Origin of the sequence: Stenotrophomonas sp. NY11291, from assembly GCF_023277365.1 — a bacterium.
Lineage (GTDB): Bacteria > Pseudomonadota > Gammaproteobacteria > Xanthomonadales > Xanthomonadaceae > Stenotrophomonas > Stenotrophomonas geniculata.
The window spans coordinates 1,708,221-1,732,874 of sequence record NZ_CP096975.1; the positions used below are offsets into that span (position 1 = coordinate 1,708,221).

At 65.8% G+C, this 24,654-nt stretch carries 19 protein-coding genes and 1 tRNA gene; 16 read left to right on the top strand and 4 right to left on the bottom strand.

Going from position 1 to position 24,654, the window contains the following annotated elements; genetic code table 11:
- Positions 1–54 precede the first annotated feature (54 nt).
- The 14 genes from ftsH to M1L61_RS08130 all read left to right on the top strand — a co-directional run bounded on the left by ftsH (position 55) and on the right by M1L61_RS08130 (position 14,645).
- Positions 55–1,989 carry an ATP-dependent zinc metalloprotease FtsH gene (gene ftsH, locus M1L61_RS08065; protein ID WP_057502978.1) on the top strand — a complete coding sequence of 645 codons (1,935 nt, stop codon included), beginning with the start codon at positions 55–57 and terminating at the stop codon, positions 1,987–1,989.
- A 102-nt stretch (positions 1,990–2,091) separates the two neighbouring features.
- Positions 2,092–2,277, top strand: a complete 186-nt coding sequence (locus M1L61_RS08070; RefSeq protein WP_005416039.1) for a hypothetical protein — start codon at positions 2,092–2,094, stop codon at positions 2,275–2,277.
- Positions 2,278–2,858: 581 nt separating this feature from the next.
- On the top strand, positions 2,859–3,755 hold the full coding sequence (gene folP / locus M1L61_RS08075; RefSeq protein WP_248854545.1) for a dihydropteroate synthase: 897 nt from the start codon (positions 2,859–2,861) through the stop codon (positions 3,753–3,755).
- The gene (miaA, locus tag M1L61_RS08080; RefSeq protein ID WP_049412635.1) at positions 3,755–4,708 is read left to right on the top strand and encodes a tRNA (adenosine(37)-N6)-dimethylallyltransferase MiaA; all 954 of its coding nucleotides are present in this window, start codon (positions 3,755–3,757) and stop codon (positions 4,706–4,708) included. The genes folP and miaA overlap by 1 nt, the downstream gene beginning before the upstream one ends.
- Positions 4,709–4,803: 95 nt before the next feature.
- A complete protein-coding gene (gene hfq / locus M1L61_RS08085; RefSeq protein WP_004152891.1) occupies positions 4,804–5,079 on the top strand; it encodes an RNA chaperone Hfq in 276 nt (91 codons plus the stop codon).
- 14 nt (positions 5,080–5,093) lie between these two features.
- Positions 5,094–6,404, top strand: a complete 1,311-nt coding sequence (hflX, locus tag M1L61_RS08090; protein WP_019338214.1) for a ribosome rescue GTPase HflX — start codon at positions 5,094–5,096, stop codon at positions 6,402–6,404.
- A gap of 103 nt (positions 6,405–6,507) precedes the next feature.
- Positions 6,508–7,002: a nicotinamide-nucleotide amidohydrolase family protein gene (locus M1L61_RS08095; RefSeq protein ID WP_005409020.1), complete on the top strand. Its 495-nt coding sequence runs from the start codon at positions 6,508–6,510 to the stop codon at positions 7,000–7,002.
- A 34-nt stretch (positions 7,003–7,036) separates the two neighbouring features.
- Positions 7,037–8,719 carry a 2-polyprenylphenol 6-hydroxylase gene (ubiB, locus tag M1L61_RS08100; protein WP_248854772.1) on the top strand — a complete coding sequence of 561 codons (1,683 nt, stop codon included), beginning with the start codon at positions 7,037–7,039 and terminating at the stop codon, positions 8,717–8,719.
- A gap of 165 nt (positions 8,720–8,884) precedes the next feature.
- Positions 8,885–9,520, top strand: a complete 636-nt coding sequence (lexA, locus tag M1L61_RS08105) for a transcriptional repressor LexA (protein ID WP_010484251.1) — start codon at positions 8,885–8,887, stop codon at positions 9,518–9,520.
- Positions 9,521–9,724: 204 nt separating this feature from the next.
- A complete protein-coding gene (gene recA, locus M1L61_RS08110) occupies positions 9,725–10,762 on the top strand; it encodes a recombinase RecA (RefSeq protein WP_010484252.1) in 1,038 nt (345 codons plus the stop codon).
- A gap of 110 nt (positions 10,763–10,872) precedes the next feature.
- The gene (recX, locus tag M1L61_RS08115; protein WP_248854546.1) at positions 10,873–11,364 is read left to right on the top strand and encodes a recombination regulator RecX; all 492 of its coding nucleotides are present in this window, start codon (positions 10,873–10,875) and stop codon (positions 11,362–11,364) included.
- A 110-nt stretch (positions 11,365–11,474) separates the two neighbouring features.
- Entirely contained in the window at positions 11,475–14,123 is a 2,649-nt protein-coding gene (gene alaS, locus M1L61_RS08120; RefSeq protein WP_010484254.1) for an alanine--tRNA ligase, read from the top strand.
- A gap of 147 nt (positions 14,124–14,270) precedes the next feature.
- Positions 14,271–14,474: a carbon storage regulator CsrA gene (csrA, locus tag M1L61_RS08125; RefSeq protein ID WP_004152909.1), complete on the top strand. Its 204-nt coding sequence runs from the start codon at positions 14,271–14,273 to the stop codon at positions 14,472–14,474.
- A 78-nt stretch (positions 14,475–14,552) separates the two neighbouring features.
- Positions 14,553–14,645: transfer RNA gene (locus M1L61_RS08130), tRNA-Ser, on the top strand.
- A gap of 95 nt (positions 14,646–14,740) precedes the next feature.
- Here the strand turns inward: M1L61_RS08130 and M1L61_RS08135 are convergent.
- Both M1L61_RS08135 and M1L61_RS08140 read right to left on the bottom strand, forming a co-directional pair.
- Positions 14,741–15,196 carry a DUF4189 domain-containing protein gene (locus tag M1L61_RS08135; RefSeq protein WP_032953406.1) on the bottom strand — a complete coding sequence of 152 codons (456 nt, stop codon included), beginning with the start codon at positions 15,194–15,196 and terminating at the stop codon, positions 14,741–14,743.
- Between the two features lie 114 nt (positions 15,197–15,310).
- Positions 15,311–17,641 carry a TonB-dependent receptor gene (locus M1L61_RS08140; protein WP_248854547.1) on the bottom strand — a complete coding sequence of 777 codons (2,331 nt, stop codon included), beginning with the start codon at positions 17,639–17,641 and terminating at the stop codon, positions 15,311–15,313.
- 139 nt (positions 17,642–17,780) lie between these two features.
- On the opposite strand from M1L61_RS08140, the gene M1L61_RS08145 reads away from it, so the two are divergent.
- A complete protein-coding gene (locus M1L61_RS08145) occupies positions 17,781–18,716 on the top strand; it encodes a helix-turn-helix transcriptional regulator (protein ID WP_248854548.1) in 936 nt (311 codons plus the stop codon).
- Between the two features lie 111 nt (positions 18,717–18,827).
- Entirely contained in the window at positions 18,828–20,999 is a 2,172-nt protein-coding gene (locus tag M1L61_RS08150; protein WP_248854549.1) for a TonB-dependent siderophore receptor, read from the top strand.
- Positions 21,000–21,016: 17 nt separating this feature from the next.
- On the opposite strand, the gene M1L61_RS08155 is transcribed toward M1L61_RS08150, so the two are convergent.
- Positions 21,017–22,123, bottom strand: coding sequence for a YdcF family protein (locus M1L61_RS08155; RefSeq protein WP_248854550.1), 1,107 nt, complete (start codon positions 22,121–22,123; stop codon positions 21,017–21,019).
- Positions 22,123–24,618, bottom strand: a complete 2,496-nt coding sequence (locus tag M1L61_RS08160) for a TonB-dependent receptor (RefSeq protein WP_248854551.1) — start codon at positions 24,616–24,618, stop codon at positions 22,123–22,125. Before M1L61_RS08160 ends, M1L61_RS08155 begins: the two co-directional genes overlap by 1 nt.
- Positions 24,619–24,654 lie beyond the last annotated feature (36 nt).

Genomic DNA, 24,654 nt, shown 5'->3' on the forward strand with positions numbered 1-24,654 from the left:
AAGTTCGACCCCAACGCAACGCCAGCACTGAGAGGAACACCGGAGCCAATGAGGATGAACGACTTGACCAAGAACCTCCTGCTATGGGTGGTCGTCGCCGTCGTGCTGATGGTGGTCTTCCAGAGCTTCTCGCCCAAGTCCTCCGGGGCCGGGGCGCAGGGCGCGTCGTATTCGCAGTTCCTGGACCAGGTGGACAGCGGCAACGTGCAGAAGGTCGCCTTCGGCGGCGACATGCGCGGCGGCACCAGCCAGCTGACCTACACCACCCGCGGTGGGCAGTCGTCCACCATCACCGCGCCGTTCGATCGTGACCTGATCAACGTGCTGCGCACCAAGAACGTGGAGATCGTGCAGGAGGAGCCGTCCAGCGGCATTTCCCTCGGCGCGATCCTGATGAATTTCCTGCCGGTCATCCTGATCATCGGCTTCTGGTTGTTCATCATGCGCCAGATGCAGGGCGGTGGCGGCGGTGCCAAGGGCGCGATGTCCTTCGGCAAGTCGCGCGCCAAGCTGCAGGGCGAAGACCAGATCAAGGTCACCTTCGCCGACGTCGCCGGCTGCGACGAGGCCAAGGAAGAAGTGGGTGAACTGGTCGACTTCCTGCGCGACCCGTCCAAGTTCACCAAGCTGGGCGGCAAGATTCCACGCGGCGTGCTGATGGTGGGCCCGCCGGGTACCGGCAAGACGCTGCTGGCCAAGGCCATCGCCGGCGAAGCCAAGGTGCCGTTCTTCTCGATCTCCGGTTCGGACTTCGTTGAAATGTTCGTCGGCGTCGGCGCCAGCCGCGTGCGCGACATGTTCGAGCAGGCCAAGAAGCACGCGCCGTGCATCATCTTCATCGACGAAATCGACGCCGTCGGTCGCCACCGTGGCGCCGGCCTGGGCGGCGGTCACGACGAGCGCGAGCAGACCCTGAACCAGCTGCTGGTCGAGATGGACGGGTTTGAAGGCGGCGAAGGCGTGATCGTGATCGCCGCGACCAACCGTCCGGACGTGCTGGACCCGGCGCTGCTGCGTCCGGGCCGTTTCGACCGCCAGGTCGTGGTCGGCCTGCCGGACGTGAAGGGCCGCGAGCACATCCTGAAGGTCCACATGCGCAAGCTGCCCCTGGCCGACGATGTCGAGCCGATGGTGATCGCGCGCGGTACCCCGGGCTTCTCCGGCGCCGACCTGGCCAACCTCTGCAACGAGGCCGCCCTGTTCGCTGCGCGTGGCAACGAGAAGGAAGTCCGCATGGACCACTTCGACCGTGCCCGCGACAAGATCCTGATGGGTGCCGAGCGCCGCTCGATGGCCATGAGCGAAGAAGAGAAGACGCTCACCGCGTACCACGAGGCCGGTCACGCCATCGTCGGCCGCCTGGTGCCCGAGCACGACCCGGTCTACAAGGTCACCATCATTCCGCGCGGCCGTGCGCTGGGTGTGACCATGTACCTGCCGGAAGGCGACAAGTACTCGATGAATCGCGTGGCGATCAAGTCGCAGCTGTGCTCGCTGTACGGTGGTCGTGTGGCGGAGGAGCTGATCTTCGGTGCCGACAAGGTCACCACGGGCGCTTCCAACGACATCGAACGCGCCACCAAGATGGCCCGCAACATGGTCACCAAGTGGGGCCTGTCCGACCAGCTCGGCCCGATCGCCTACGGCGAAGAGGATGACGAGGTGTTCCTGGGCCGTTCGGTCACCCAGCACAAGAGCGTGTCCAACGACACCGCGCGCCGCATCGATGAGGAAGTGCGCAAGATCCTCGACGAAGCCTACGCGCGCACCACCGAGCTGATGACGGCCAACCTGGACAAGCTGCACGCGATGTCCCAGCTGCTGCTGCAGTACGAGACCATCGACGCGCCGCAGATCGACGCCATCATGGAAGGCCGCGATCCGCCGCCGCCGGCCGGCTGGAGCAAGTCGAACAAGGATGGTGGCAACGACAAGGGCGGCGACGCCCGTCCGCTGCCGCCGATCGCAGGCCCGGCCGAATCGCACTGACGGCCCGCTGCACGTGACACCAGACGAGGCCGGGGTAACCCGGCTTCGTTGTTTATGGGCCATCGGCCCATCCTGAAGAACCGATCTGACGCTGGAGCCCGCATGTCCGCCCCGAAGCCCGAACCGATTTCCCACACCGCCGAAATGGTCATCGCCACCGTGGTCGGCGTGGGTGTGGGCCTGGGGGCCGACAATCTGCTGCTGGGCTGCGTGGTGGGTATCGCCGTTGGCATCGTGCTGAGCATCGCCAGGACCCTGTACGTGGATCGCAAGCGCCGCCGCCGTTGAGGGGTATCGGCAGGGCTGCGCCCTGCACCCGCGGTAGTGCCGGCCGCTGGCCGGCAACCTCAGCAGCAACAGCAACAGCAACAGCAACATTCCGTGGTTTGGCGGGGCGGTGTCGGAGGGCGGGGACGCCGTGAACCCGTCCATGGGGGCTTGGCAGCCGCATCCATGCGGCTGACACCCCGCCCTCCGACACCGCCCCACCTCTGACAGATTTCTGCTGCTGTTGGTGGGTGTCGACCTTGGTCGACACGGTGGATCCACGCCATGCGTGGATGAATTTCGATTCCAATTCGAAATATTCGATTCCGATGGAGATTCATCCACGCATGGCGTGGATCTACTGCAGATCGCGGAAATCTGTCGAAGGCGGGGTGGGTCCGGTTGCGGGGGCGTGAGCCGCATGGATGCGGCGACCGAGCTTACATGGACGTACTTGCAGCGGCCCCCGCAACCGGACCCACCCCGCCATTCTTCAGTGAACCCGCTGTTGCTCCGGCTGTTGCTGTCGCTCTGGCCTCTGCGGGTGCAGGGCGCCGCCCTGCCGAACTAAACTACCTTTCGTTGTCCCAGCAGGATTGCCCATGTTCGATACCTCGCCCCAGCTCGACTGCGCCGGCCGCATCCTGCGCCTCGACCGTGCCCAGGTCATGGGCATCGTCAACGTCACCCCGGACTCGTTCTCCGATGGCGGCGCGCACGACACCACCGAGGCGGCCGTCGCCCACGGTCTGAAGCTGGTCGAGGAGGGCGCCGACCTGCTCGACATCGGCGGCGAATCGACCCGCCCGGGCGCTGCGCCGGTGTCGATCGAGGATGAGCTGCGCCGGGTGATTCCGGTGATCGAGCAGCTGGCCACCCGCACCCAGGTGCCGATCAGCATCGACACCTTCAAGCCGGAGGTGATGCGCGCGGCGGTGGCCGCTGGCGCCGGCATGATCAACGACATCTTCGGCCTGCGTCAGGACGGGGCGCTGGACGCCGCCGCTGAAACCGGCGTGCCGGTGGTGCTGATGCACATGCAGGGCGAACCGGGCCACATGCAGGCAGATCCACACTACGGCGACGTGGTCGCCGAGGTGCACGGTTTCCTGGTGCAGCGCCTGTTCGCCGCCGAGATGGCAGGTATCGCGAAGAAGAACCTGCTGATCGACCTCGGTTTCGGCTTCGGCAAGACCACCGCCCACAACATGACCCTGCTGGCGCGCTCGGAACGCTTCCTGGAACTGGGCGTGCCGATGTTGGCTGGCCTGTCGCGCAAACGCAGCCTGGGCGAACTGACCGGCCGCGATACGCCATCCGAACGGGTGGCGGCGTCGGTAGCCGCACATCTGATCGCGGTGCAGCGCGGTGCGCGCATCGTGCGCGTGCATGACGTGGCGGCCACCGTTGATGCGCTGAAGATCTGGCAGGCCGTCGACGCCGTGCCGACGCCGCGCGCCGATGCCACGCCGTCGATCCGCTGGCCGGACGAAGACTGATGGGCATCGACCGGCGGCCGCTGGCGATCGCCGTGATGGGGCCGACTGCCAGTGGCAAGACCGCCACGGCGATCGCCCTGGCGCGGCAACTGGACGGCGAGATCGTCAGCGTCGATTCGGCGCTGGTCTACCGGTATCTGGATATTGGTTCGGCCAAGCCCGACGCCGCCGAGCGTGCGCAGGCGCCGCATCATCTGCTGGACCTGCGCGATCCGTGGCAGACCTATTCGGCGGCCGAGTTCGCCGCCGATGCCAGCCGGGTCGTGGCCGACATCGTGGCGCGTGGCAAAACGCCGATCCTGGCAGGTGGTACGGGGCTGTACTTCCGGGCCCTGCTGCAGGGCCTGTCGCCGATGCCGGAGGCTGACCCGGTGATGCGCGAGGCGCTCAGCGCCGAGGCGGCCGAGCGTGGTTGGGCGGCACTGCATGCGGAGCTGGCCGAGGTCGATCCGGCAGCGGCCGCGCGCATCCATGCCACCGACCCGCAACGCATCCAGCGGGCGCTGGAAGTCTACCGCCTGACCGGTACCCCCATCACCGAATGGCAGCGTCGGCCGGGCGTGGCGCCGTTGCCGGTACGCACCCTCAAACTGATCCTGGCACCGCGTGACCGCGCCGTCCTGCACCAGCGCATCGAGGCCCGCTTCGACGCCATGCTGGCGCAGGGCTTCCTGGACGAGGTGCGGGCACTGCGTGCAATGCCGGAAATGGCCGCCGTGACGGCGCCGCTGGACCTGCCGGCGGTGCGTGCGGTCGGCTACCGCCAAGCCTGGGAATACCTCGACGGCGAGGGCGATGCCGCCCGTTTCCGTGACAAGGCGATCTTCGCCACCCGCCAGCTGGCCAAGCGCCAGCTGACCTGGCTGCGTGGCGAGCTTGATGCGCGCTGGTTCGACCCCCATATGGACAGGGAGCGCCTGGCCGGCGCGGTGTCGACCTTCGTCGCACGCTGAACCCCGCCAGCCGTGTAACATCATCGGTCGGCGGGCGGCTCGGGGGCCGTGGCAACCGTCGGCAACCCAATAAGAACAATAATCAGGAGTGTGCAATGTCCAAGGGGCAATCGCTGCAGGATCCTTTCTTGAACGCACTGCGGCGCGAACGCGTGCCGGTTTCGGTGTACCTGGTCAACGGCATCAAGCTGCAGGGCACAATCGAGTCGTTCGACCAGTTCGTGGTCCTGCTGCGCAACACGGTCAGTCAGATGGTCTACAAGCACGCCATTTCCACGGTCGTTCCGGCACGCAACGTGAAGGTCGGTCCGGGCGGTGGTTACGTGCAGTCGGGTGAAGGTGGTCAGGCAGGTGATGAAGCAGACGAGTAATACCGGAGCGGTGAATGTTTGACCGCTCGAAGAAGGGCGAACACGCCCTGTTGATCCAGCCCCATTTCGGCAAGCTGGAAGACGATGTGCTGGAAGAATTCGGTGATCTGGCCCGCTCGGCTGGGGCCAGCATTGCCGCGACGATCACCGCGCGCCTGGACCGTCCGAATCCGTCGACCCTGATCGGCAGCGGCAAGCTGGACGAGATCAAGGCGGCGGCCGACGCCAGTGGTGCCGATCTGGTCCTGGTCAACCATGCGTTGAGCCCGGGCCAGGAGCGCAACCTGGAACGGTTCCTGGAGCGCCGGGTGATCGACCGTACCGGCCTGATCCTGGACATCTTTGCCCAGCGTGCGCACAGCCACGAGGGCAAGCTGCAGGTCGAGCTGGCGCAGCTGCGTCACCTGGCCACGCGGCTGGTGCGCGGCTGGACCCACCTGGAGCGCCAGCGCGGCGGTTCGATCGGCCTGCGCGGCCCGGGTGAAACCCAGTTGGAAACCGACCGGCGCCTGCTGCAGAAGCGGGTCGAGCAGCTGCAGAAGCGCCTGGAAAAGGTCGAGGTGCAGCGTACCCAGATGCGCCGTGCGCGTGTGCGCAGCGAGCTGCCGCGCGTGGCCCTGGTGGGCTACACCAACGCTGGCAAGTCGACCCTGTTCAACGCCATGACCGGCGCCGAGGCCTATGCCGCCGACCAGCTGTTCGCCACGCTGGACCCGACCGTGCGCCGCATCGCGGTGCCCGGTGGCAACGTGGTGCTGGCCGACACTGTCGGTTTCGTCCGTGACCTGCCGCATGACCTGGTTGCCGCCTTCCGCTCGACGCTGTCGGAGGCACGCGAGGCCGATTTCCTGCTGCACGTGGTCGACGCCGCCGATCCGCACCGCGAGGAGCGCATCGCCCAGGTGGACGAGGTACTGACCGCAGTCGGTGCCGGTGATCTGCCGCAGTTGCTGGTGTTCAACAAGATCGACCGCATTGAAGGCGCCGACGTCCGTCACGACGGCCAGGACGGTATCCCGGACGAGTCGCGCCGCGAGCGGGTGTGGATTTCCGCGCGTGACGGGCAGGGCCTGGACCTGCTGCAGGCGGTGCTGGGCAAGCGCCTGGGACTGCAGCACGTCACCGGCGAACTGCGCCTGCCGCCGGATGCGGGCCGCCTGCGCGCGCGCCTGCACCAGCTGGAAGTGATCCGCAGTGAGCAGGCCGACGAGGAAGGCTGGCTGCTGCAGGTCGACCTGCCGATCGCCGAAGCCGAAAAGCTGGCCGCCAGTGCCGACGGCGCACCGATCCGGGCGCTGCTGCCGGAGAAGCTGCCGGAGTGGTGAGGCAGCGCCGGGCCATGCTCGGCGACTGCTATCGCGGCGGCGCGCGACATCAGCCTGTCATCTGCGGTACAACGTGCAGGCTCTTCACCCCACCGTCATGCCGATGTCCATTCCCACCGACGCCGATCTCAATGCCCAGTCCGCCGCGCTCGGGCAGCGCCTGCAGCAGGCCTCGCTGCAGCTGGTGACCGCTGAAAGCTGCAGTGGTGGCTGGATCGCCAAGTGCATGACCGACATTGCCGGTTCCTCGGCGTTCTTCGACTGCGGCATGGTGGTCTACAGCTACGAAGCCAAGCAGCGCCTGCTGGGCGTGCGTGCGCAGACCCTGGAGCAGTTCGGTGCGGTCAGCCGCGAAACCGTGCTGGAAATGGTGTCCGGTGCCCTGGTCAACTCCGGCGCCGGTATCGCCGTCGCGGTGACCGGGATCGCCGGCCCCGGTGGCGGGAGCCCGGACAAGCCGGTCGGCAGCGTCTGGATCGGCTGGAAGCGCCGTGGCGGCTACGCCCGCGCCGAGCTGTTCCAGTTTGATGGTGACCGCGAAGCCATCCGCCGGCAAACCGTGGCGGCGGCATTGCGCGGTATCGACGCCCAGCTGTGACATGCTGCTCCGGTAATCGTCCGGAGCACGCATGATGTGGGAAACGCTGGGCACGGTCCGTGACCTGGGCCGACTGCAGGAAATCGCCGTTGTCCTGATCCGCTATGGCTTCGGCGACGTGGTGCGGCGCATCGGCTTGGCCACCACGCTGGAGCGGGCAGGGCGCCTGCTGCACTGGAACGAGGACCGCCAGGAGCTGCTGCGGATGACCGCACCGGTGCGCGTGCGCAGCGCAATGCAGGATCTTGGTCCGACCTTCGTCAAGCTCGGCCAGGTGCTGGCGACGCGCGTCGACCTGCTGCCGCCGGAATGGATCGCCGAGCTCTCCGAACTGCAGAACGCAGTACCGGCGCTGCCATATGCGGATATCCGCGAGCAGCTCGAAGCCGATCTTGGTGCGTCTCCGCAGGACGTGTTCGCGTTCCTCGACGAAACCCCGATGGCGGCCGCCTCGCTGGCGCAGGCCCATCGTGCGCGCCTGCATGACGGTCGCGAGGTGGTGCTGAAGGTACGGCGCCCCGGCATCCGCGATGTGGTCGAGGCCGACCTGCGGTTGCTGGCCCGTCTGGCCGAGATCGTCGAGGCCCGACTGCCGGATCTGCGACGTTACCGCCCGGCCGAAGTCGTGCAGCAGTTCACCGTGTCGCTGCGCCGCGAGTTGGATTTCGCCGCCGAATGCCGCAATGCCGAGCGCATCGCGCGCAACTTCAACGGCCGTGACGACATCCTGATACCCAGCGTGCACTGGCAGTGGACCTGCGAGAGCCTGAACGTGCAGGATTTCGTCGACGGCATTCCCGGCCGGGACCTCGCCGGTGTCGATGCGGCTGGGCTGGACCGCCGCGAACTGGCGCGACGCGGTGCCGACATCGTGTTGAAGATGGTGCTGGAGGACGGCAGCTTCCATGCCGACCCGCACCCGGGCAACATCATCTACCTGCGTGACGGCCGCATCGGCGTGATCGATTTCGGCATGGTCGGCGCCTTGTCGGAAGTGCGGCGTTTCCAGGTGGCTCAGCTGCTGCACGGGCTGGTCGAGCAGGACCCGCAGGGCGTGGCCGACGTGCTGCTGGACTGGGCCGGCGGTGTCGAGGTGGACGAGAACCGGCTGCAGCACGACATCAGCCAGTTCGTCGACCAATACCGTGGCGTGCCGCTGAAGGACCTGCGCATCGGCCTGATGCTGGGCGACATCACCCAGCTGCTGCGCAGCTACAGCCTGACCCTGCCGGCTGACCTGGCGTTGATGATCAAGGCGTTCCTGACCCTGGAAGGGATGGGGCGGCAGCTGGACCCGGATTTCGACATGGCCAGCGCCGCGCGCCCGTTCCTGGAACGGGTGGTGCTGCAGCGCTATGCCCCCAAGGCGCTGCTCAAGCGTGGCCGACGCAGCTTGTTGGGCCTGGTCGACTTCGCCGGCGAACTACCGCGCGACCTGCGCAAGCTGGTACAGGCAGCGCGCCGTGGGCGCCTGCAGCTGAAGGTGGAAACCACCGCACTGCAGGGCTTTGGCGAACAGGTGAACCGGGCCGCGAACCGGCTGGTGATGGGCATCGTCACCGCCGCGTTGATCATCGGGTCGTCGATCGTGATGCACAGCGTCGGCGGCGTCTCCAGCCGCTGGCTGCTGGCGTTGGGGGTCTGCGGCTTCATCGGCGCCGGCTTCTGCGGTGTGTGGATCCTGTTCTCGATCTGGAGAAGCGGCAAGCACAACTAGTGTGCTTGCCGCAGCGATTCCTGTAGAGCCGAGCCATGCTCGGCTGCTCTCGCCCAGGTCAGCCCAGCCATTCGCCACATTGCCGAGCACGGCTCGGTACTACAGATGTCGCCGTGTCGTCTCCGGCACTTGCAGTCCTGTGAGTTAGTAGTAATACTACTAATCATGGACCTGACCGACACCCAGCAGGCGATCCTGCAGTTGATCGCCGAGCGTATCGAGAGCGAAGGCGCACCGCCGTCGCAGACTGAAATCGCACGTGCGTTCGGCTTCAAGGGCGTGCGCGCGGCCCAGTACCACCTGGAGGCCCTGGAGCAGGCCGGTGCGATCCGTCGCATCCCGGGCCAGGCCCGCGGCATCCGCCTGGTGCAGGCGCCGCCGGTCGAGAAGCTGGCCGAGCCAGGCCTGCCCGACAGCGTGCTGCGCCTGCCGGTGCTCGGCCGGGTTGCGGCGGGCCTGCCGATCGGCGCCGATATCGGCTCGGACGATTTCGTGGTGCTGGACCGGGTGTTCTTCTCGCCAGCGCCGGACTACCTGCTGAAGGTGCAGGGCGATTCGATGATCGACGAGGGCATCTTCGACGGTGACCTGATCGGCGTGCACCGCACCCGCGACGCCCATTCCGGGCAGATCGTGGTGGCCCGCATCGATGACGAGATCACCGTCAAGCTGCTGAAGATCGCCAAGGATCGTATCCGCCTGCTGCCGCGCAACCCCGACTACAAGCCGATCGAGGTGCAACCGGACCAGGACTTCTCGATCGAAGGCCTCTATTGCGGCCTGTTGCGACCCAACCGTTGACCCGTTCCATAGCGCATTACCCCGCGGTCTTTTGTGGCGATTCTCTGGTTCCACTGAGGTTGGTACGGATGTCCGATAATTCTTTTCAGAGCGCCGGGCAGAATCTCAGCCTGTGCGATACGTCCGACTTAAAGTGAGCCCATGGCAAAGAAGACCCCCAAAGACAGCACCTCGAACGACACGACCTCTGCAAGGACCCAACCGATGGACGAGAACAAGAAGCGCGCCCTCGCTGCAGCTCTGGGCCAGATCGAAAAGCAGTTCGGCAAGGGCTCGGTGATGCGCATGGGCGACCGCGTGGTCGAGCCCGTCGAAGCCATCCCGACCGGTTCGCTGATGCTCGACATCGCACTAGGCATCGGCGGTCTGCCGAAGGGCCGTGTCGTCGAGATCTACGGGCCGGAATCCTCGGGCAAGACCACGCTGACCCTGCAGGCCATCGCCGAATGCCAGAAGATGGGCGGCACCGCGGCCTTCATCGATGCCGAGCACGCGCTGGACCCGATCTACGCCGCCAAGCTGGGCGTGAACGTGGACGACCTGCTGCTGTCGCAGCCGGATACCGGTGAGCAGGCGCTGGAAATCGCCGACATGCTGGTCCGCTCGGGTTCGGTCGATATCCTGGTGATCGACTCGGTCGCCGCACTGACCCCGAAGGCCGAAATCGAAGGCGAGATGGGCGATCAGCTGCCGGGCCTGCAGGCCCGCCTGATGAGCCAGGCGCTGCGCAAGCTGACCGGCAACATCAAGCGCTCCAACACCCTGGTGGTCTTCATCAACCAGCTGCGCATGAAGATCGGTGTGATGATGCCGGGCCAGAGCCCGGAAACCACCACCGGCGGCAACGCGCTGAAGTTCTATGCCTCGGTGCGCCTGGACATCCGCCGTATCGGCGCGATCAAGAAGGGTGACGAGATCATCGGCAACCAGACCAAGATCAAGGTCGTCAAGAACAAGCTGGCGCCTCCGTTCAAGCAGGTCATCACCGAGATCCTGTACGGCGAGGGCATCAGCCGCGAGGGCGAGCTGATCGACATGGGGGTGGATGCCAAGCTGGTCGAGAAGGCCGGTGCCTGGTACAGCTACGGCGAAGAACGCATCGGCCAAGGCAAGGACAACGCCCGCGGTTACCTGCGCGACAACCCGACAGTTGCTGCGAAGCTCGAAGCCGAGCTGCGCGAGAAGTTCCAGCCGACCGAAGCCAGCCGTGAGGAAGGCGACGACGAAGGCGACGACGAGTAAAGCTTGCTGTGGGGCAGGGCGGCGCCGTCAGTGACGTCGCCCTGTCCCGCAGGTTCGAATCGCCCAGGGATGGGCTGGGCGCCACGGATGGCGCCACCCTTGGAGTACGCATGTCCGACGCCGACGACATTCCCAACGGTCGCAAACGCCGGCCGCGTGAGCAGACCCCCGTGCAACGGGCGCTGGGCCTGCTGGTTCGCCGCGAGCACTCGCGCAAGGAACTCACCCGCAAGCTGACCGCACGCGGCATCGAAGACGATGCGGCGCAGGCGGCTGTCGCCAAGCTCACCGAGGCCGGCTGGCAGGACGACACCCGTTTTGCCGAGAATCTGGTGCGGATGCGTGCCAACACCGGCTATGGGCCGATCCATGTCCGCGCCGAGCTGGGGACCCACGGCCTGGACAGTGCCGCGATTGCCGCGGCGATGGACAGCTACGAAGGCCACTGGCAGGAAAACGCCCGTGACCTGGTCCGCCGACGCTTTGGCGAGGCCGGCCCGCAGGACCTGACGCAGCGGCGCAAGGCCGCCGATCTGCTGGCCCGACGCGGCTTCGACGGCGACAGCATCCGCCGCGCGACCCGCTACGACCCGGATGACTGAGACTGGCGGCGCCGGGCCTGATACCCTTTAGGTTTTCGGCGGTCCCTCGCGACCCTGGCCAATGCGGCCGGTGGTCCGGGCCCGCCGGCCCGCAGACTGCCAGCCCCCCAATGAACGCATCCGCCAAATTCACGACTTCCCAGATCCGCAGCGACTTCCTTGAATTCTTCAAGGGCAAAGGCCACACCATCGTGCCGTCGGCGCCGCTGGTGCCGGGCAATGATCCGACCCTGCTGTTCACCAACTCCGGCATGGTGCAGTTCAAGGACGTGTTCCTTGGTGCGGAGAAGCGCAGCTATGTGCGCGCGGCCGACGTCCAGCGCTGCCTGCGCGCCGGCGGCAAGCACAACGACCTCGACCAGGTCGGCTACACCGCACGCCACCACACCTTCTTCGAAATGCTGGGTAACTGGTCCTTCGGCGACTACTTCAAGAAGGACGCGATTGCCTGGGCCTGGGAACTGCTGACCCAGGTCTGGAAGCTGCCGGCCGAGCGCCTGCTGGTCACCGTCTACCAGACCGATGACGAAGCCTACGAACTGTGGCGCGACATGGTCGGCATTCCGGAAGCGCGCATCGTGCGCATCGGTGACAACAAGGGCGCGCCGTTCGCTTCGGACAACTTCTGGCAGATGGCTGACACCGGCCCCTGTGGCCCGTGCACCGAGATCTTCTACGACCACGGCGACCATATCGCCGGTGGTCCCCCGGGTTCCCCGGATGAGGACGGTGACCGCTTCATCGAGATCTGGAACCTGGTGTTCATGCAGTTCGACCGCCAGCCCGACGGTACCCTGGTGCCGCTGCCGGCGCCGTGCGTGGATACCGGCATGGGCCTGGAGCGCCTGGCGGCGATCCTGCAGCACGTGCACACCAATTACGAGATCGACCTGTTCCAGGCCCTGATCCGCAAGGCCTCCGAGCTGACCGGCACCGCCGACCTGGAAAACAAGTCGCTGCGTGTGATCGCCGATCACATCCGTGCCTGTTCGTTCCTGATCGTCGATGGCGTGCTGCCTTCCAACGAAGGCCGTGGCTATGTGCTGCGCCGTATCATCCGCCGCGCCCTGCGCCATGGCTGGATGCTGGGTGTGCGCCAGCCGTTCTTCAGCAAGCTGGTGCCGACCCTGGTCGAGCAGATGGGCGAGGCCTATCCGGAACTGCCGGCAGCGGTTGACACCGTCACCCGTGCGTTGCAGGCCGAGGAGGAGCGTTTCGCTGAAACCCTCGACGCCGGCATGAAGATCTTCGAAGACGTCGCGGGCAAGGCCAGCAATGGCGTGATCCCGGGCGTTGACGCCTTCCGCCTGTACGACACCTATGGCTTCCCGCTCGACCTGACCCAGGACATCGCCCGCGAGCGCGACCTGACCGTCGACATCGCCGGCTTCGATGCTGCGATGGAACAGCAGCGCGAAACCGCACGTGCGGCCGGCAAGTTCGGTGGCGGCGTGACCCTGCCGGCCGAGCTGGTGGCGACCCTGAGCCCGACCCGGTTCCTCGGCTACGACCGCCTGCAGGCCGACGGCCTGACCGTGCTGGCCGTGCTGAAGGACGGTCGTCCGGTGCAGTCGGCCGATGCCGGTGACGCAGTCATCGTGATCACCGACCAGACCCCGTTCTACGCCGAATCCGGTGGCCAGGTCGGCGACACCGGCGTGCTGACCGGCAACGGAGTGCGCCTGGCGGTGGACGATACCCAGAAGTTCGCCGGCCAGTTCCATGGCCACGTCGGCACCCTGTCCGACGGCGGCCTGAAGGTCGGCGACGTGCTGTCCGGCCAGGTCGATGGCGAGCGCCGCGGCGCCACCATCCTCAACCACTCGGCCACCCATCTGCTGCATGCCGCCCTGCGCGAAGTGCTGGGCACCCACGTGCAGCAGAAGGGCTCGCTGGTCGCTCCGGACCGCCTGCGTTTCGACTTCTCGCACTTCCAGCCGATCAGCGCGGAAGAGCTGGCTGTGATCGAGCGCAAGGTCAACCAGCAGGTGCGCGCGAACAACGCTGCCGAAGTGCACAACATGGGCATGCAGGAAGCGCTGGACTTCGGCGCCATGGCCCTGTTCGGCGAAAAGTACGGTGAGCACGTGCGCGTGCTGAAGATGGGTGACTACTCCACCGAGCTGTGCGGCGGTACCCACGTCAACCGCACCGGCGACATCGGCCTGTTCAAGATCACCTCCGAGGGCGGTGTCTCGGCTGGCGTGCGCCGTATCGAAGCGGTCACCGGCCAGGGCGCCCTGGACTACGTGGACGCCGAAGAGGCCCGCCTGGCCGAGGCCGCCGACCTGCTCGGTGGCAGCGCTGCCGACGTGGTCGAGAAGATCCGTGCCCTTGGCCAGCGCCAGAAGCTGCTGGAGCGCGAGCTGGAGGCCGTGAAGGCCAAGGTCGCCGCCGGTGCCACGGCCGACCTGTCCGGCCAGGCTGTCGAGGTTGCCGGCGTGAAGGTGCTGGCTGCCCGCCTGGAGGGCTTCGATGCCAAGGCCCTGCGTGACGCCATGGACCGCCTGAAGCAGCAGCTGGGCGATGCGGTGATCGTGCTGGCCGGTGCCCAGGACGGCAAGGCTGCCCTGGTTGCGGGCGTGAACGGCAGTGCAATGGGCAAGGTCAAGGCCGGGGAACTGTTGTCCCATATCGCCAGTCAGATCGGGGGCAAGGGCGGCGGACGCCCGGACCTCGCCCAGGGTGGTGGCGAGGACGGGCCCGCCCTTGCCACTGCGCTGGCTGCAGTCGTCGAGTGGGTCAGCCCCCGCCTGTGATGAACCTGGCCGTCCCCCTCCTTGTAGGAGCGGGACGGCTGACGGTACCATTGCGAATCTTTTCCCTTTGTCGTGGTAGCGCTTCTTGACGGAGCGTCAAGCCGGTGGGGGATACCCTTCCACACGGTTCCATGGAGACTTACAAAAATGTTGATCCTGACTCGCCGCGTCGGCGAAACCCTGATGATCGGTGACTCGGTGAGCGTCACCGTGCTTGGCGTCAAGGGTAACCAGGTGCGTATCGGCATCACCGCGCCGAAGGACGTCGCTGTGCATCGCGAAGAGATCTATCAGCGCATCCAGCGTGGTGATGAAGCCGGTGGCACCGGTAGCGAAAATTCTGCCGAATAACGCTTTACCTTCGCACTCGATTAACGTTATGATTCACGCCCCGCTGAGGTGCAACGCACCAGACGCGGAGAAAACCCCGGAGTGATGCCCGAGTGGCCGAAGGGGCTCCCCTGCTAAGGGAGTATAGGGTCAAAAGCTCTATCGAGGGTTCGAATCCCTCTCACTCCGCCAGATACAAAGAAGCGCCTGCAGATCCTCGATCTGCAGGCGTTTTTCTTTGTTCAACGCGGTAACACACGGCCGCGCCGCACGGGCGATGTGCAGGCCTAGTGGGTGGTGCCAGCCGCGTCCTGCCCGACTTCGGGCGAGGAATAGAGCCTGGGCTCCGGCACCGCATGACCCGGATGAGCGGGCGGCGCAATGCCGCTTGGCGTTTCGCGCCAGAGAATTGCCAGTGTGCAGTCATTGGCACGTTGCCTGCACATTCTTTCCGCTTTGCGTTGTGCTGCGTCCGCCGTCTTTTCCCCGAGTGCAAAGCCCATGGCGACGGTGCCGGTAGCGATCGCCGAATATCCCACCGCGGTGGTCGTGGCAGTCTGCGCGCAGTTGCGGGACCGAACGGCGCAGTGCTGCAGTGCGCGCTGCATCGCAGCCGACAGCGTGCTGTGGTTCATGGCGTAGCCGTAGCGGCCATCGTCGTCGTAGACGATGGCGGAGGCCGCGTTGGCGCCGGATGACAGGCACAGCAACAGGCCAAGTGACAGGGGGCGCATCCAGTTCATTCCCATCTCCATTTTCTGCTGATGGTGGATCAGACCGGGTTTGAAGCGCAACGTTGCCGCCACTACGCCGAGCCCGCAGTTCATCGAACCGCGGGCGGCGCCATCGGTTGACCGTCAGAGCCTCACCGTCACCCCCACCTGGAAACCACGCCCCGGCAACGGCGCGATGTACTTCAACGGCGAGTTGTGCGGGCGTGCTTCTTCATTGAGCAGATTGCTGCCGTTGACGAACACCTCCATGCCGGCGATGTAGCTGTTGCGTACCGGCAGCTCACGGCTGACCTGCAGGTCGACCAGGTTGAAGGCATCCAGTGGCACTTCCTCGCTGACGTTGCGGCCGAGGTACTTCTGCGTGTCGTAGTAGGTGCTGGACAGCTGCGCCTTCCAACCCTCGTGTTGCCACTGCAGATTGGCGCCGTAGCGGTTGGTCGGCATGTTCGGCAGGTACTCGCCGTCGTTGTGGGCACGCAGCGAATCGGGGTGATCGGCCTTGTTCTTCACCAGGTCGGCGAAGGCGGAGATGTTCAACGTGCCATAGCGGCCAAGGTCCAGGGCCTGCGATGCGTCGATCTCGAAGCCCTTCACCGTGGTGTCGGTCTGCTTCCAGTATTTCAGCGGCAGGCGGTTGGCGGTCTGCACGCCCGAGTAACCCAGGTACAGATAGTTCTCGTACTTCATCCGATACGCGGTGGCCGACAGTTCGAACCCTCCGATATGGAACAGGCCGGTCAGCTCCAGGTTTTTCGCGCGCTCTGGCTCGAGGTTCTGGTTGCCTTCTTCCTGGGTCATCACCGAGTAGTGCGCGTTGCTCGCATACAACTCATTGATCTCCGGTGCGCGCTGCGAGGACGAGTAGCGCACCTTGGCGGCGAACAACGGACCGAGCTCGACGTACGAACCCAGGCCGTAGCTGTTGAGCCGGTAGGAACGATCCTGCAGTTTCGTGTTGGCGGCATTGCGCGCGGTCTTGAAGCGGCTTGGTTGCAGGTCATGGTCAATGCGCTCGTGGCGCACGCCAGCGTCGAAACTGGCCCAGCCGAAGTCCAGCGTCTCCTTCAGGAACACCGCGTTGCTGCGGGTGTCGACGTCAGGCAGGTAGCGCAGCGAGCCGCTGCCGGTGACATCGCGCGACTGGTGGCTGTAACCGAGCAGGCCGCTGAGTGGACCGACGCGCTGATGGCTCAGCAGCAGTTCGGCCTGGGTGCTCTCGAAATCGTAGTCGTTGGCCCGGGTGGCACCCAGCCGTTCGCCCGAGGTGTTGTCCAGCTTCGAAACACGCAGTTCGGCGCGCTCGAACCACGGCAGCGGGTCGCGCAACAGGGCTTCCAGTGCGTAGCGTTCCTGCTTGATCACCACGCCCACCGGCAATGCGTTGGCGTAGTTGGAACCGAACGACAGGTTCTGCATCGAGAACCCGGGCACGCCGTATTCGCTGTCCTTGGCATCGATGCTGACACCCACGTAACCACGGTCGAAGAACAGGGTCGACCCGAACGCCACCTGCGAATTGCGCGCGTAACTGTTGCCCAACCGGTGATGGTAATCGGGCGTCACATCATTGTTGATCTGCTTCTGTACGTATGACGGCGTGCCGGCGACATAGGCCGGATTGACCGGATTGATATAGGTACGGCGTTGCCAGACCGAAGTCGGGTTGTTGGTGTAGAACGAGAAATCACCATCGGCCCAGTCCGGGTTTTCGGTCATGAACTGGTCGATGTAAGGCTGCGAGGCCTTGTTGTAGATCTGCTGGACGCGCGCCTCCTTCTGGCAGCTGTCGGCCAGCGCCGAGTTGACGCCGCCGGTCGGCGGAAACAGTCGGGTGTTGCAGACACTGGCCTTGCTGTTGCCGGGGATGTCGTAGTGCGAGATGCGCTGCCGAGAGACCTGCAGGTTGGTCGAGAGGTTGCGCTGGTTGTTGAAGTTCATGCGGAAGCCCTGCGCGTCGGCGGCATTGAAGCCCTTGCGCAGGACCAGTTCCATCGACTGGTCCCTGTCTTCCATGCTGCGCGAGATCAGGCCCGGATCGATCTCCACGCTGCCGCCGATCGCATTGCCGCCGTAGCGCACGGTGTCGGAGGACTTGTTGACGGTCACACTGCGTACGAACAGCGGATCGAACGGAATGTTGATGTCGCCGCTGATCGCGTTCATGCCGAGGATGGACTGGCCGTCCTGCAGGATCTGCACGCGGTTGCCGCTGAGGCTGCGGATGACCGGAGCGCCCGCGTTTGGCCCGAAGGCGCTGCTCTGCACGCCGGAGACGTGTTCGAGCAGGCCGCCGAGGGTGCGGTTCTGCGCCTGTGGGTTGTCGACAGTGACCCGGGTGTCGATGCGCGAGGGCTGGGAGGCCTGGACTTGGAGGGTGGGGAGGGTGGGTTCGTCCGCGGCCTGGGCGGTGTGGACGGCGAACAGAATGGCAGCAGCAAGCAGGTGGCGACGCATGGCATGATCCGTGAAAACAATGTGAAATGTTATAACGTAACTATTTGTATCGACAAGGGCGAAATGGGCCTTGCGGCAGGCGGTGGATATGAGAATGGTTCTCATATGAAAATGCGGGACGATCCCCTCTGGTCCCATCATGCTCAACCTCACCCTTGCCGACCTTGATCGCCTGGGCCGCAGCAGCGGCTTCCGCTATCGCCTGCCGGTGTCGGCCGCCGATCTGTCGGGTGAACAGTGCGTGGTGCAAGGCAGGGTGGAGCAGCGTCGCCTGCGCCCGGGCATGACCCTGGCGCTGTCGGACGTGATCGCCCATCAGCCGTTCGAGGCAACTTCGGAATCGCCGCCGGCCTTCTCGGCGATCGTGATGCTGGAGGGACGCGCAGGGGCGCGGCTGGCGGGGCAGGCAGTGATCGGCATGAACCCGGGTGCCGGCACGATGGTGCTGGCCGAGGCAGCACCGATGACCGCGATTCATCCCGCCGGGCAGCGGATGCGCAGCCTGAATGTCTCGTTGGACGCACCTGCCGGGATTGACGACCCGATGATCAGCGAACTGCTATCCACCGCGCATCGCACCGGTCACCCGCGGTTGCGTGGCTGGCAGGTTCCCGGGCATCTCGAGCACGCCGCTGACCAGCTGCTGTCGGGCAGCTGGCACGGCGCGATGCATGCACTGCTGTGCGAGAGTATCGGCCTGCAGATGCTGGCCCTGGCGCTGGGGGCGCCTGCGAGGGAGGCATCGCCGGACCTGCGTGTTTCAGCACGTGACCGCCGCATGCTGCAGCGGGTGATCGATTGCCTGCAGGCGGCACCGGCCGCCGAACACAGCCTGGAGGATCTGGCGGGCCTGGCCTGCATGAGCCCAAGCAGCCTGCGCCTGAAGTTCCAGCAGGTGTATCAGTGCTCGGTGTTCGGCTGGCTGCGCGAGCATCGCCTGCAACTGGCCTGCGCGCAGCTGCGGCAGGGCTGCAGCGTACAGCAGGCCGCGCATTTCGTCGGTTACCGGCATGCCACGAATTTCGCCACCGCGTTCCGTGCGCGCTACGGCATCGCGCCCAGCCAGCTGCGCTGACGCCGGATCAGCGTCGGCAGTGCGCATACATCTGCTGCGTCTACGCATACGTGTGCTCACGCTCAAATGACAATAATTCTCATCCAGCCTTTCTCTCCTGCTGGATCTCCCATGCCCGCCTGTATCCGCCCGCGCGCCCTGGCAACCGCCATCGGCACGACCCTGGCGCTGTTCAATACTGCCCACGGCGCCGAGCGCGCCCCCGCCGCGAACACCTCGCAGCTGCCCACCGTGCAGGTCACGGCCGATCTCGATGGCAGCACCGAATCCTCACGTTCCTACACCACCGACTCCATGGGCACGGCGACGGGGTTGTCACTGACCTCGCGGCGGACGCCGCAGTCGGTCAGCGTCATCACCCGCCAGCAGATCGAGGACCGCGGCCTGCTCAGCACCGCCGATGCGCTGGCCACTGCTCCGGGCATCTCGGTCACGCGCAGTGATGCCAACCGCTACTCATTCTCGGCGCGCGGCTTCGACATCGACAACTATCAGTTCGATGGCGTGGTGATGCCGGTGCTGTCGCCGTGGAATTTTGGCGAGAACAACCTGGACATGGTGGTGTACGACCGCATCGAGATCGTGCGCGGCGCCAATGGCCTGATGACCGGTGCCGGCAATCCGTCGGCGGCGGTGAACTACGTGCGCAAGCGCCCGCTGCGCGACGTTGCTGCCAGTGGCGGCATCAGCCTCGGCAGCTGGGACGCGCGCCGTGCCTGGGTGGACGTGTCCAGCCCACTCAGCCGGGAAGGGCGCGTGCGTGGCCGCATGGTCGCTGCGCAGGCCGAGGGCGACAGCTACACCGCTGGCCTGGACAGCACCACGAAGACGCTCTACGGCGTGGTCAGCGTGGACCTGGGCGAGGACACCGGATTGATCGCCGGTATCTCCTACCAGGCCAACGACAATCGTGGCTTCGGCAGCGGCTTTGCGCTGTTCAACGCCGACGGCACGCGTACCCGCTTCGACCGCTCGGCATCGGCCACCGCGCCGTGGGCACGGATGAGCACCGATACCCGCAACGGCTTCTTCGATTTCAACCATCGCTTCGGCAACGACTGGCAGGCACGCGTGTCCTACAGCCGCTCGCATACCGATATGGAGATGAAGCATCTCTACCGGGGCGGCTATCCCGATCCGGTGACCGGGGCGATGCCCAATGGCAACAGCTTCACCCGCTACGACGGTCCGGTGCGCCGTGAGGCGGTCAGTGTCAGCCTGACCGGTCCCTTCCAGCTGTTCGGCCGCCAGCACACGGCGTCCGTCGGCTGGTCGCGCTCACGCGACGAGATCGCACTGGGGCAGTACCGCGCACTGGCCCCGTTGCCGCCGTTGGCCAGCTATTTCGAATGGCACGGGCCGGGCACGCCCGAGCCGGTGTGGGCCAGCAACAAGACCCAGGCCGATGATCTGGACAATCATCAGAGCGGTGCCTATGCCGTGGCGCGGCTGTCGCTGGCTGATCCGCTGCATGTGATCGTCGGTGGCCGCCTGAGCAACTGGGAGACCGACCAGGTCTACTTCGGCAGCAAACGGAAGTACCGCTACCGCAACGAGTTCGTGCCGTATGCCGGCGTGGTCTGGGACCTCAACGACTACAGCAGCGCCTACGCCAGCTACACCGGCATCTTCAAGCCGCAGAACAACCGCAACGAATCCGGGCAGATCCTCGACCCGGTCAGCGGCCGCAGCTATGAGCTGGGCGTCAAGGGCAGCTGGCTGCAGGGGCGCTTGAATGCGTCGGTGGCGCTGTTCCGCACCCAGCAGGACAACCTGGGCGAGGCCACCGGTGGTCTGGTCGAAGGCAGCACGCAGGCGGCCTACCGCGCAGTGAAGGGCGCAACGGTAGACGGCCTGGAACTGGAACTGGCCGGTGAGCCGCTGCCGGGGTGGAGCCTGGGCACCAGCTTCACCACCTTCATCGCGCAGGACGCGCAGGGCAGGGCGATCAACACCGCCAAGCCGCGCAGCCTGTTCAAGCTGTTCACTACCTGGCGGCTGCCGGGTGCCTGGGACCGGCTGACCATCGGCGGTGGCGTGGACTGGCAGAACCGCATGTACCAGACCGCCACCGCACCCGGAAATCGCCGGGTGCCGGTGCAGCAGCCCAGCTATGCGCTGGTCAACCTGATGGCGCGATACCAGTTCAGCTCCAACGTGTCGGCGGCGGTCAACATCAACAACCTGTTCGATCGCCACTACTACTCGCAGATCGGCTTCTACAACCAGGGCTGGTACGGGGCACCGCGAAACGTGATGTTCACGGTGAAGGTTGGCTACTGAGGATGCCGTCGCGCGGTTCAGGGATCCAGCGGATCCATCGGGTCGATGCGCAGCGATTCAAGAGCCGGCACGAACGGGATCGCGTAGGGCGAAACACGTGAACCGACCTTGCCCGGAACGTAACCCAGTTCATGGCGGTTGCGCTCGCTGAAGGCGCTGCTGGCGACCGAATCGATATGCGACGGACTGCTGACCACCAGTGCCGGTTGCCGCGGCGGTGCCTGCAGGGCCGCCAGCAACCGGGCTGCATTGCGCAGGTTGGTGGTGGTGTGGCGGGCATACGGCTCGATGATGATTGCATCTGCGGGAATGCCGAAGCGTGCCATCAGCGCTTCGCGCATCTGCACCGCTTCGACGCTGCGGGTGCCGCGTGGGTGTACCGCACCACCCGAGACGATGAGGAAGGGTGCATCACCTGCCGCGTAGCGCTGCGCGGCCGCCTTCAGGCGCAGCTTGCTGCCGGCGCTGAGCGGGGTGGTCAATTCGTCCGGTCCCTGGCCCAGCACGATGATCGCGGTGTACGGATGCGCATTCCAATCGAGCTGCCGCGCACGCGCAAACGGCGCGGCGTTCATTCCCGCGCTGATCGGCTCGAAGCGGATCGCATCGAGGCGGTCATTGGCATCGAGCAGGCCTACCGCCACCGCGATGCTGCGATCGAAGGCGGTGTAGGCCGCGCTGGCGTCCACCTCGCTCATTTGCACGGCAATGGCGACGTCGCCGGCCAGTCGCGTGCTGCCCGCCGCGCCGACCGGGCCGTCGATGGCGTCGTAGCGGGGCGGCTGGCCCTGGCCATAGACGGAGAGAATGTTGTTGAGGCCTGCCAGTTCCCGTTCGATGGCTTGGGCGTGCGCGGGAGCCGCGGCGATCAACAGGCCGGCCTGCGTGGGCGTCCAGTGTGCGGACGCGAGCGTGCAGGTGGCGGTCCGGCAGTCGGCCAGCTGCTGCATGCGTTCGGCCAGGAGGGCGCGCGCATCACCGGGCAGCGTATCGGGCTTCAACTGCATGAGGGTCGGGAACAGTCGTGCGGCCAGCGCGGCGCTGTCGCGGTCGTCGGCCGCCGCCGCAAGCGGCAGCGCCGCCGCGGCAAGCAGGGCAAGGGACAAGGCAAATCGTCGATGCATCACCAGCTCCTGCTCACCATCAGGCGGACGTTGCGGCCGAACAGCGGCCGTCCATAGATTGCCTCGGCCGAACCCTGTCCGGCCAGGGCATCGGTGCGGGTGTTGCCCTCGGTGAGTCCCTTTTCATTGGTCAGGTTGTCGCCCACCAGCTGTGCGCCCCAGTTGCCGCGTTTCCATGAAACGCCCAGCCCCAGGGTCTGGTAGGCAGGCAGCGCCGTCTGGTTGAACAGATCAACATAGGATTTGCCGACCACGTCATAGCGCAGCCAGGTCTCGAACTGGTCCTGGCCGTGCTGGAAGCTGAAGGTCGGGCGGAGGTTGCCGTAGAGCTTGGGCTCGCGAACGATCTGCTTGCCGTTGACGGCGGCCGGATCGGCGCCGGAATCGTTCTGCAGGCTGTCGTACTGCGGATCGCTGACCGTGATCGAACCGGCAATGCTGAACCAGTCGAGCGGCCGGAACAGCCCATCCAGTTCGATGCCCTTGGAGACGGCGGTACCGATGAACGGCACCGACTGGTCATTGCGGCCGGTCGTCGGGTTGAACGCCACGAACGAGGCGTTGAGCGGGTCGAACTTCGTGTAGAACGCAGTCAGGTACAGGTAGGACCGGGCGAATCCGGCCTTCAGGCCCAGCTCGTACTGGTCCAGCTGGGTCTGCACGATGGTGGGATCGATCGAGCGTGCCACTGACGAGTTGGGAACGATCTCCATGTGCGAGACGCGGGCGTAAGCACCCACCGAAGAGGTGAAATCGAAGTTCGCACCGACGGTCCAGTTGGTCGCGGACGGATCCAGGCGATGGTTCTGGACGACGCCGGTGAACTGGCGCGTGGTGTTGTCGGCCAGTGTGGTGCGGTCGCCGAGGTCGACCTGGGCGGTCTGCTCTGCATAGCCTTCATAGCGGTAGCGTTCATGGCGGATACCTGCGTCGAGCTTGAAGCGGTCCGTCAGTGCCCACGTGTCATTGGCATACACCGCGAACATGCGGGCATCCACTTTGCCGCGATTGAGGGTAGTGGTGTAACGCAGCGCGCCCTTGTCGGTGACGTATCCCAAGGGGGCGCCATCGTTGCCGTAGGCCACCAGATCCAGCAGGCGTGGCTTGCCGCGCATCTCCATCAGCATATCCTGGTACAGACTGAAGGCCGTGGTGCCGAAGAAGGCCGTATATGCGCCGATGTTCAGATCGTGGCTGCCCCAGGCCGTTTCAAACAACCGCGTCGCACTGAAGTCGGCCTGGCCGGAGTAGAAGTCCGAATCTGCGGCCCGGTACTGGGCCGAGATCACCAGGCCGGAGTCGGCATAGGGGTCGTAGGCGCTCGCCCCGTTGCTGCCGGCCAGAGCGTAGCCCATCCGCGCGACGCCGGCGCCGAAGGCGCTACGGGCCGCGCCCAGATAGCCGTTGGCGAAAGTGCGTGCGTCGACCGGGTTGGTGGTCGAGTACAGTGCGTCGAAGGTGTTGCGGCCCTTGGTGTAACCGGTTTTCAGCGAGATCGTCCAATCGCTGGCGGTATTCTCGTACTGGAAGCCGATGTTGCCGAAGCGCATGTGCCGGCCATCGGCCAGGTCGCGGTTCATGCCCTGCAGGACGCCGCCGCCATCGAGGTATTTCAGGTTGACACTGCGCAGCGACGGCGAGTTCAGCGTACCGTCGAAGTAGTCGATGTACGGGTCCAGCGGGACGCTGGGATTGCGCGGATCGGCGACCGGGATCGGCAGGTAGAACGTATTGTGGTCATCGACGAAGGTACCGCTGACCTTGAACCAGCTGGTGTCATCGAAGTAGTGCTTGATGTTGCCCCTGATCTGCCCGCCCTTGTCGTTCGGGAAGCCGTTGTCGCGGTAGCCATCGTGCTGGCGCAGGAATCCACCGACCGCATAGAAGGTGTCCTTGCCGAGGGCGCCGGACTGGTACATCTCGCCACGGTACAGCCCGGTGTCACCGACGGTCAGCTGGGCCTTGCCGTGGGTCTGTTCCGAGCCCTCGGCCAGGATGTTGTTGACGATGGCGCCGCCACTGCTCGCATAGATCGGCGCCGGACCACCACGCACGATCTCCACCCGCTGGTTCATCACGTCGAACCGGTTCATGCCGTCGCCGGAATTGAAGAAGTGGCCATCCAGCTCCTGGTAGAGCGGCAGGCCGTCCTGCTGGAAGGCGATGAAGCCACGATCGGTGGGAATGCCGCGCAGCCGGGTGATGTTCTGCACCTCGCCGCCGGTGGCTTCGACATGGATGCCGGGCACGGACCCGAGCAGGTCGGCATAGCTTTTCGGTGCGAGTTTCTGCACGTCTTCGCGGCTGAGCGAATTGACTGCGAAGGACGCATCGAAACGACGCTGGGTGCGCGCCGCACCGGTGACGACCACCGCATCCAGCGTTGCGGCGTCGACGCTGCCCTGGTTCTGGACCGGGGCGTCCTGCGCAGAAGCGTTGCCGTGCAGGGATATCAAGGCCAGGGAGATTCCCAGGACCAGGGGGCTGATGTTCATCGGAGGGCGGCCATGCAGGGAAGGGGGACCGCTGCA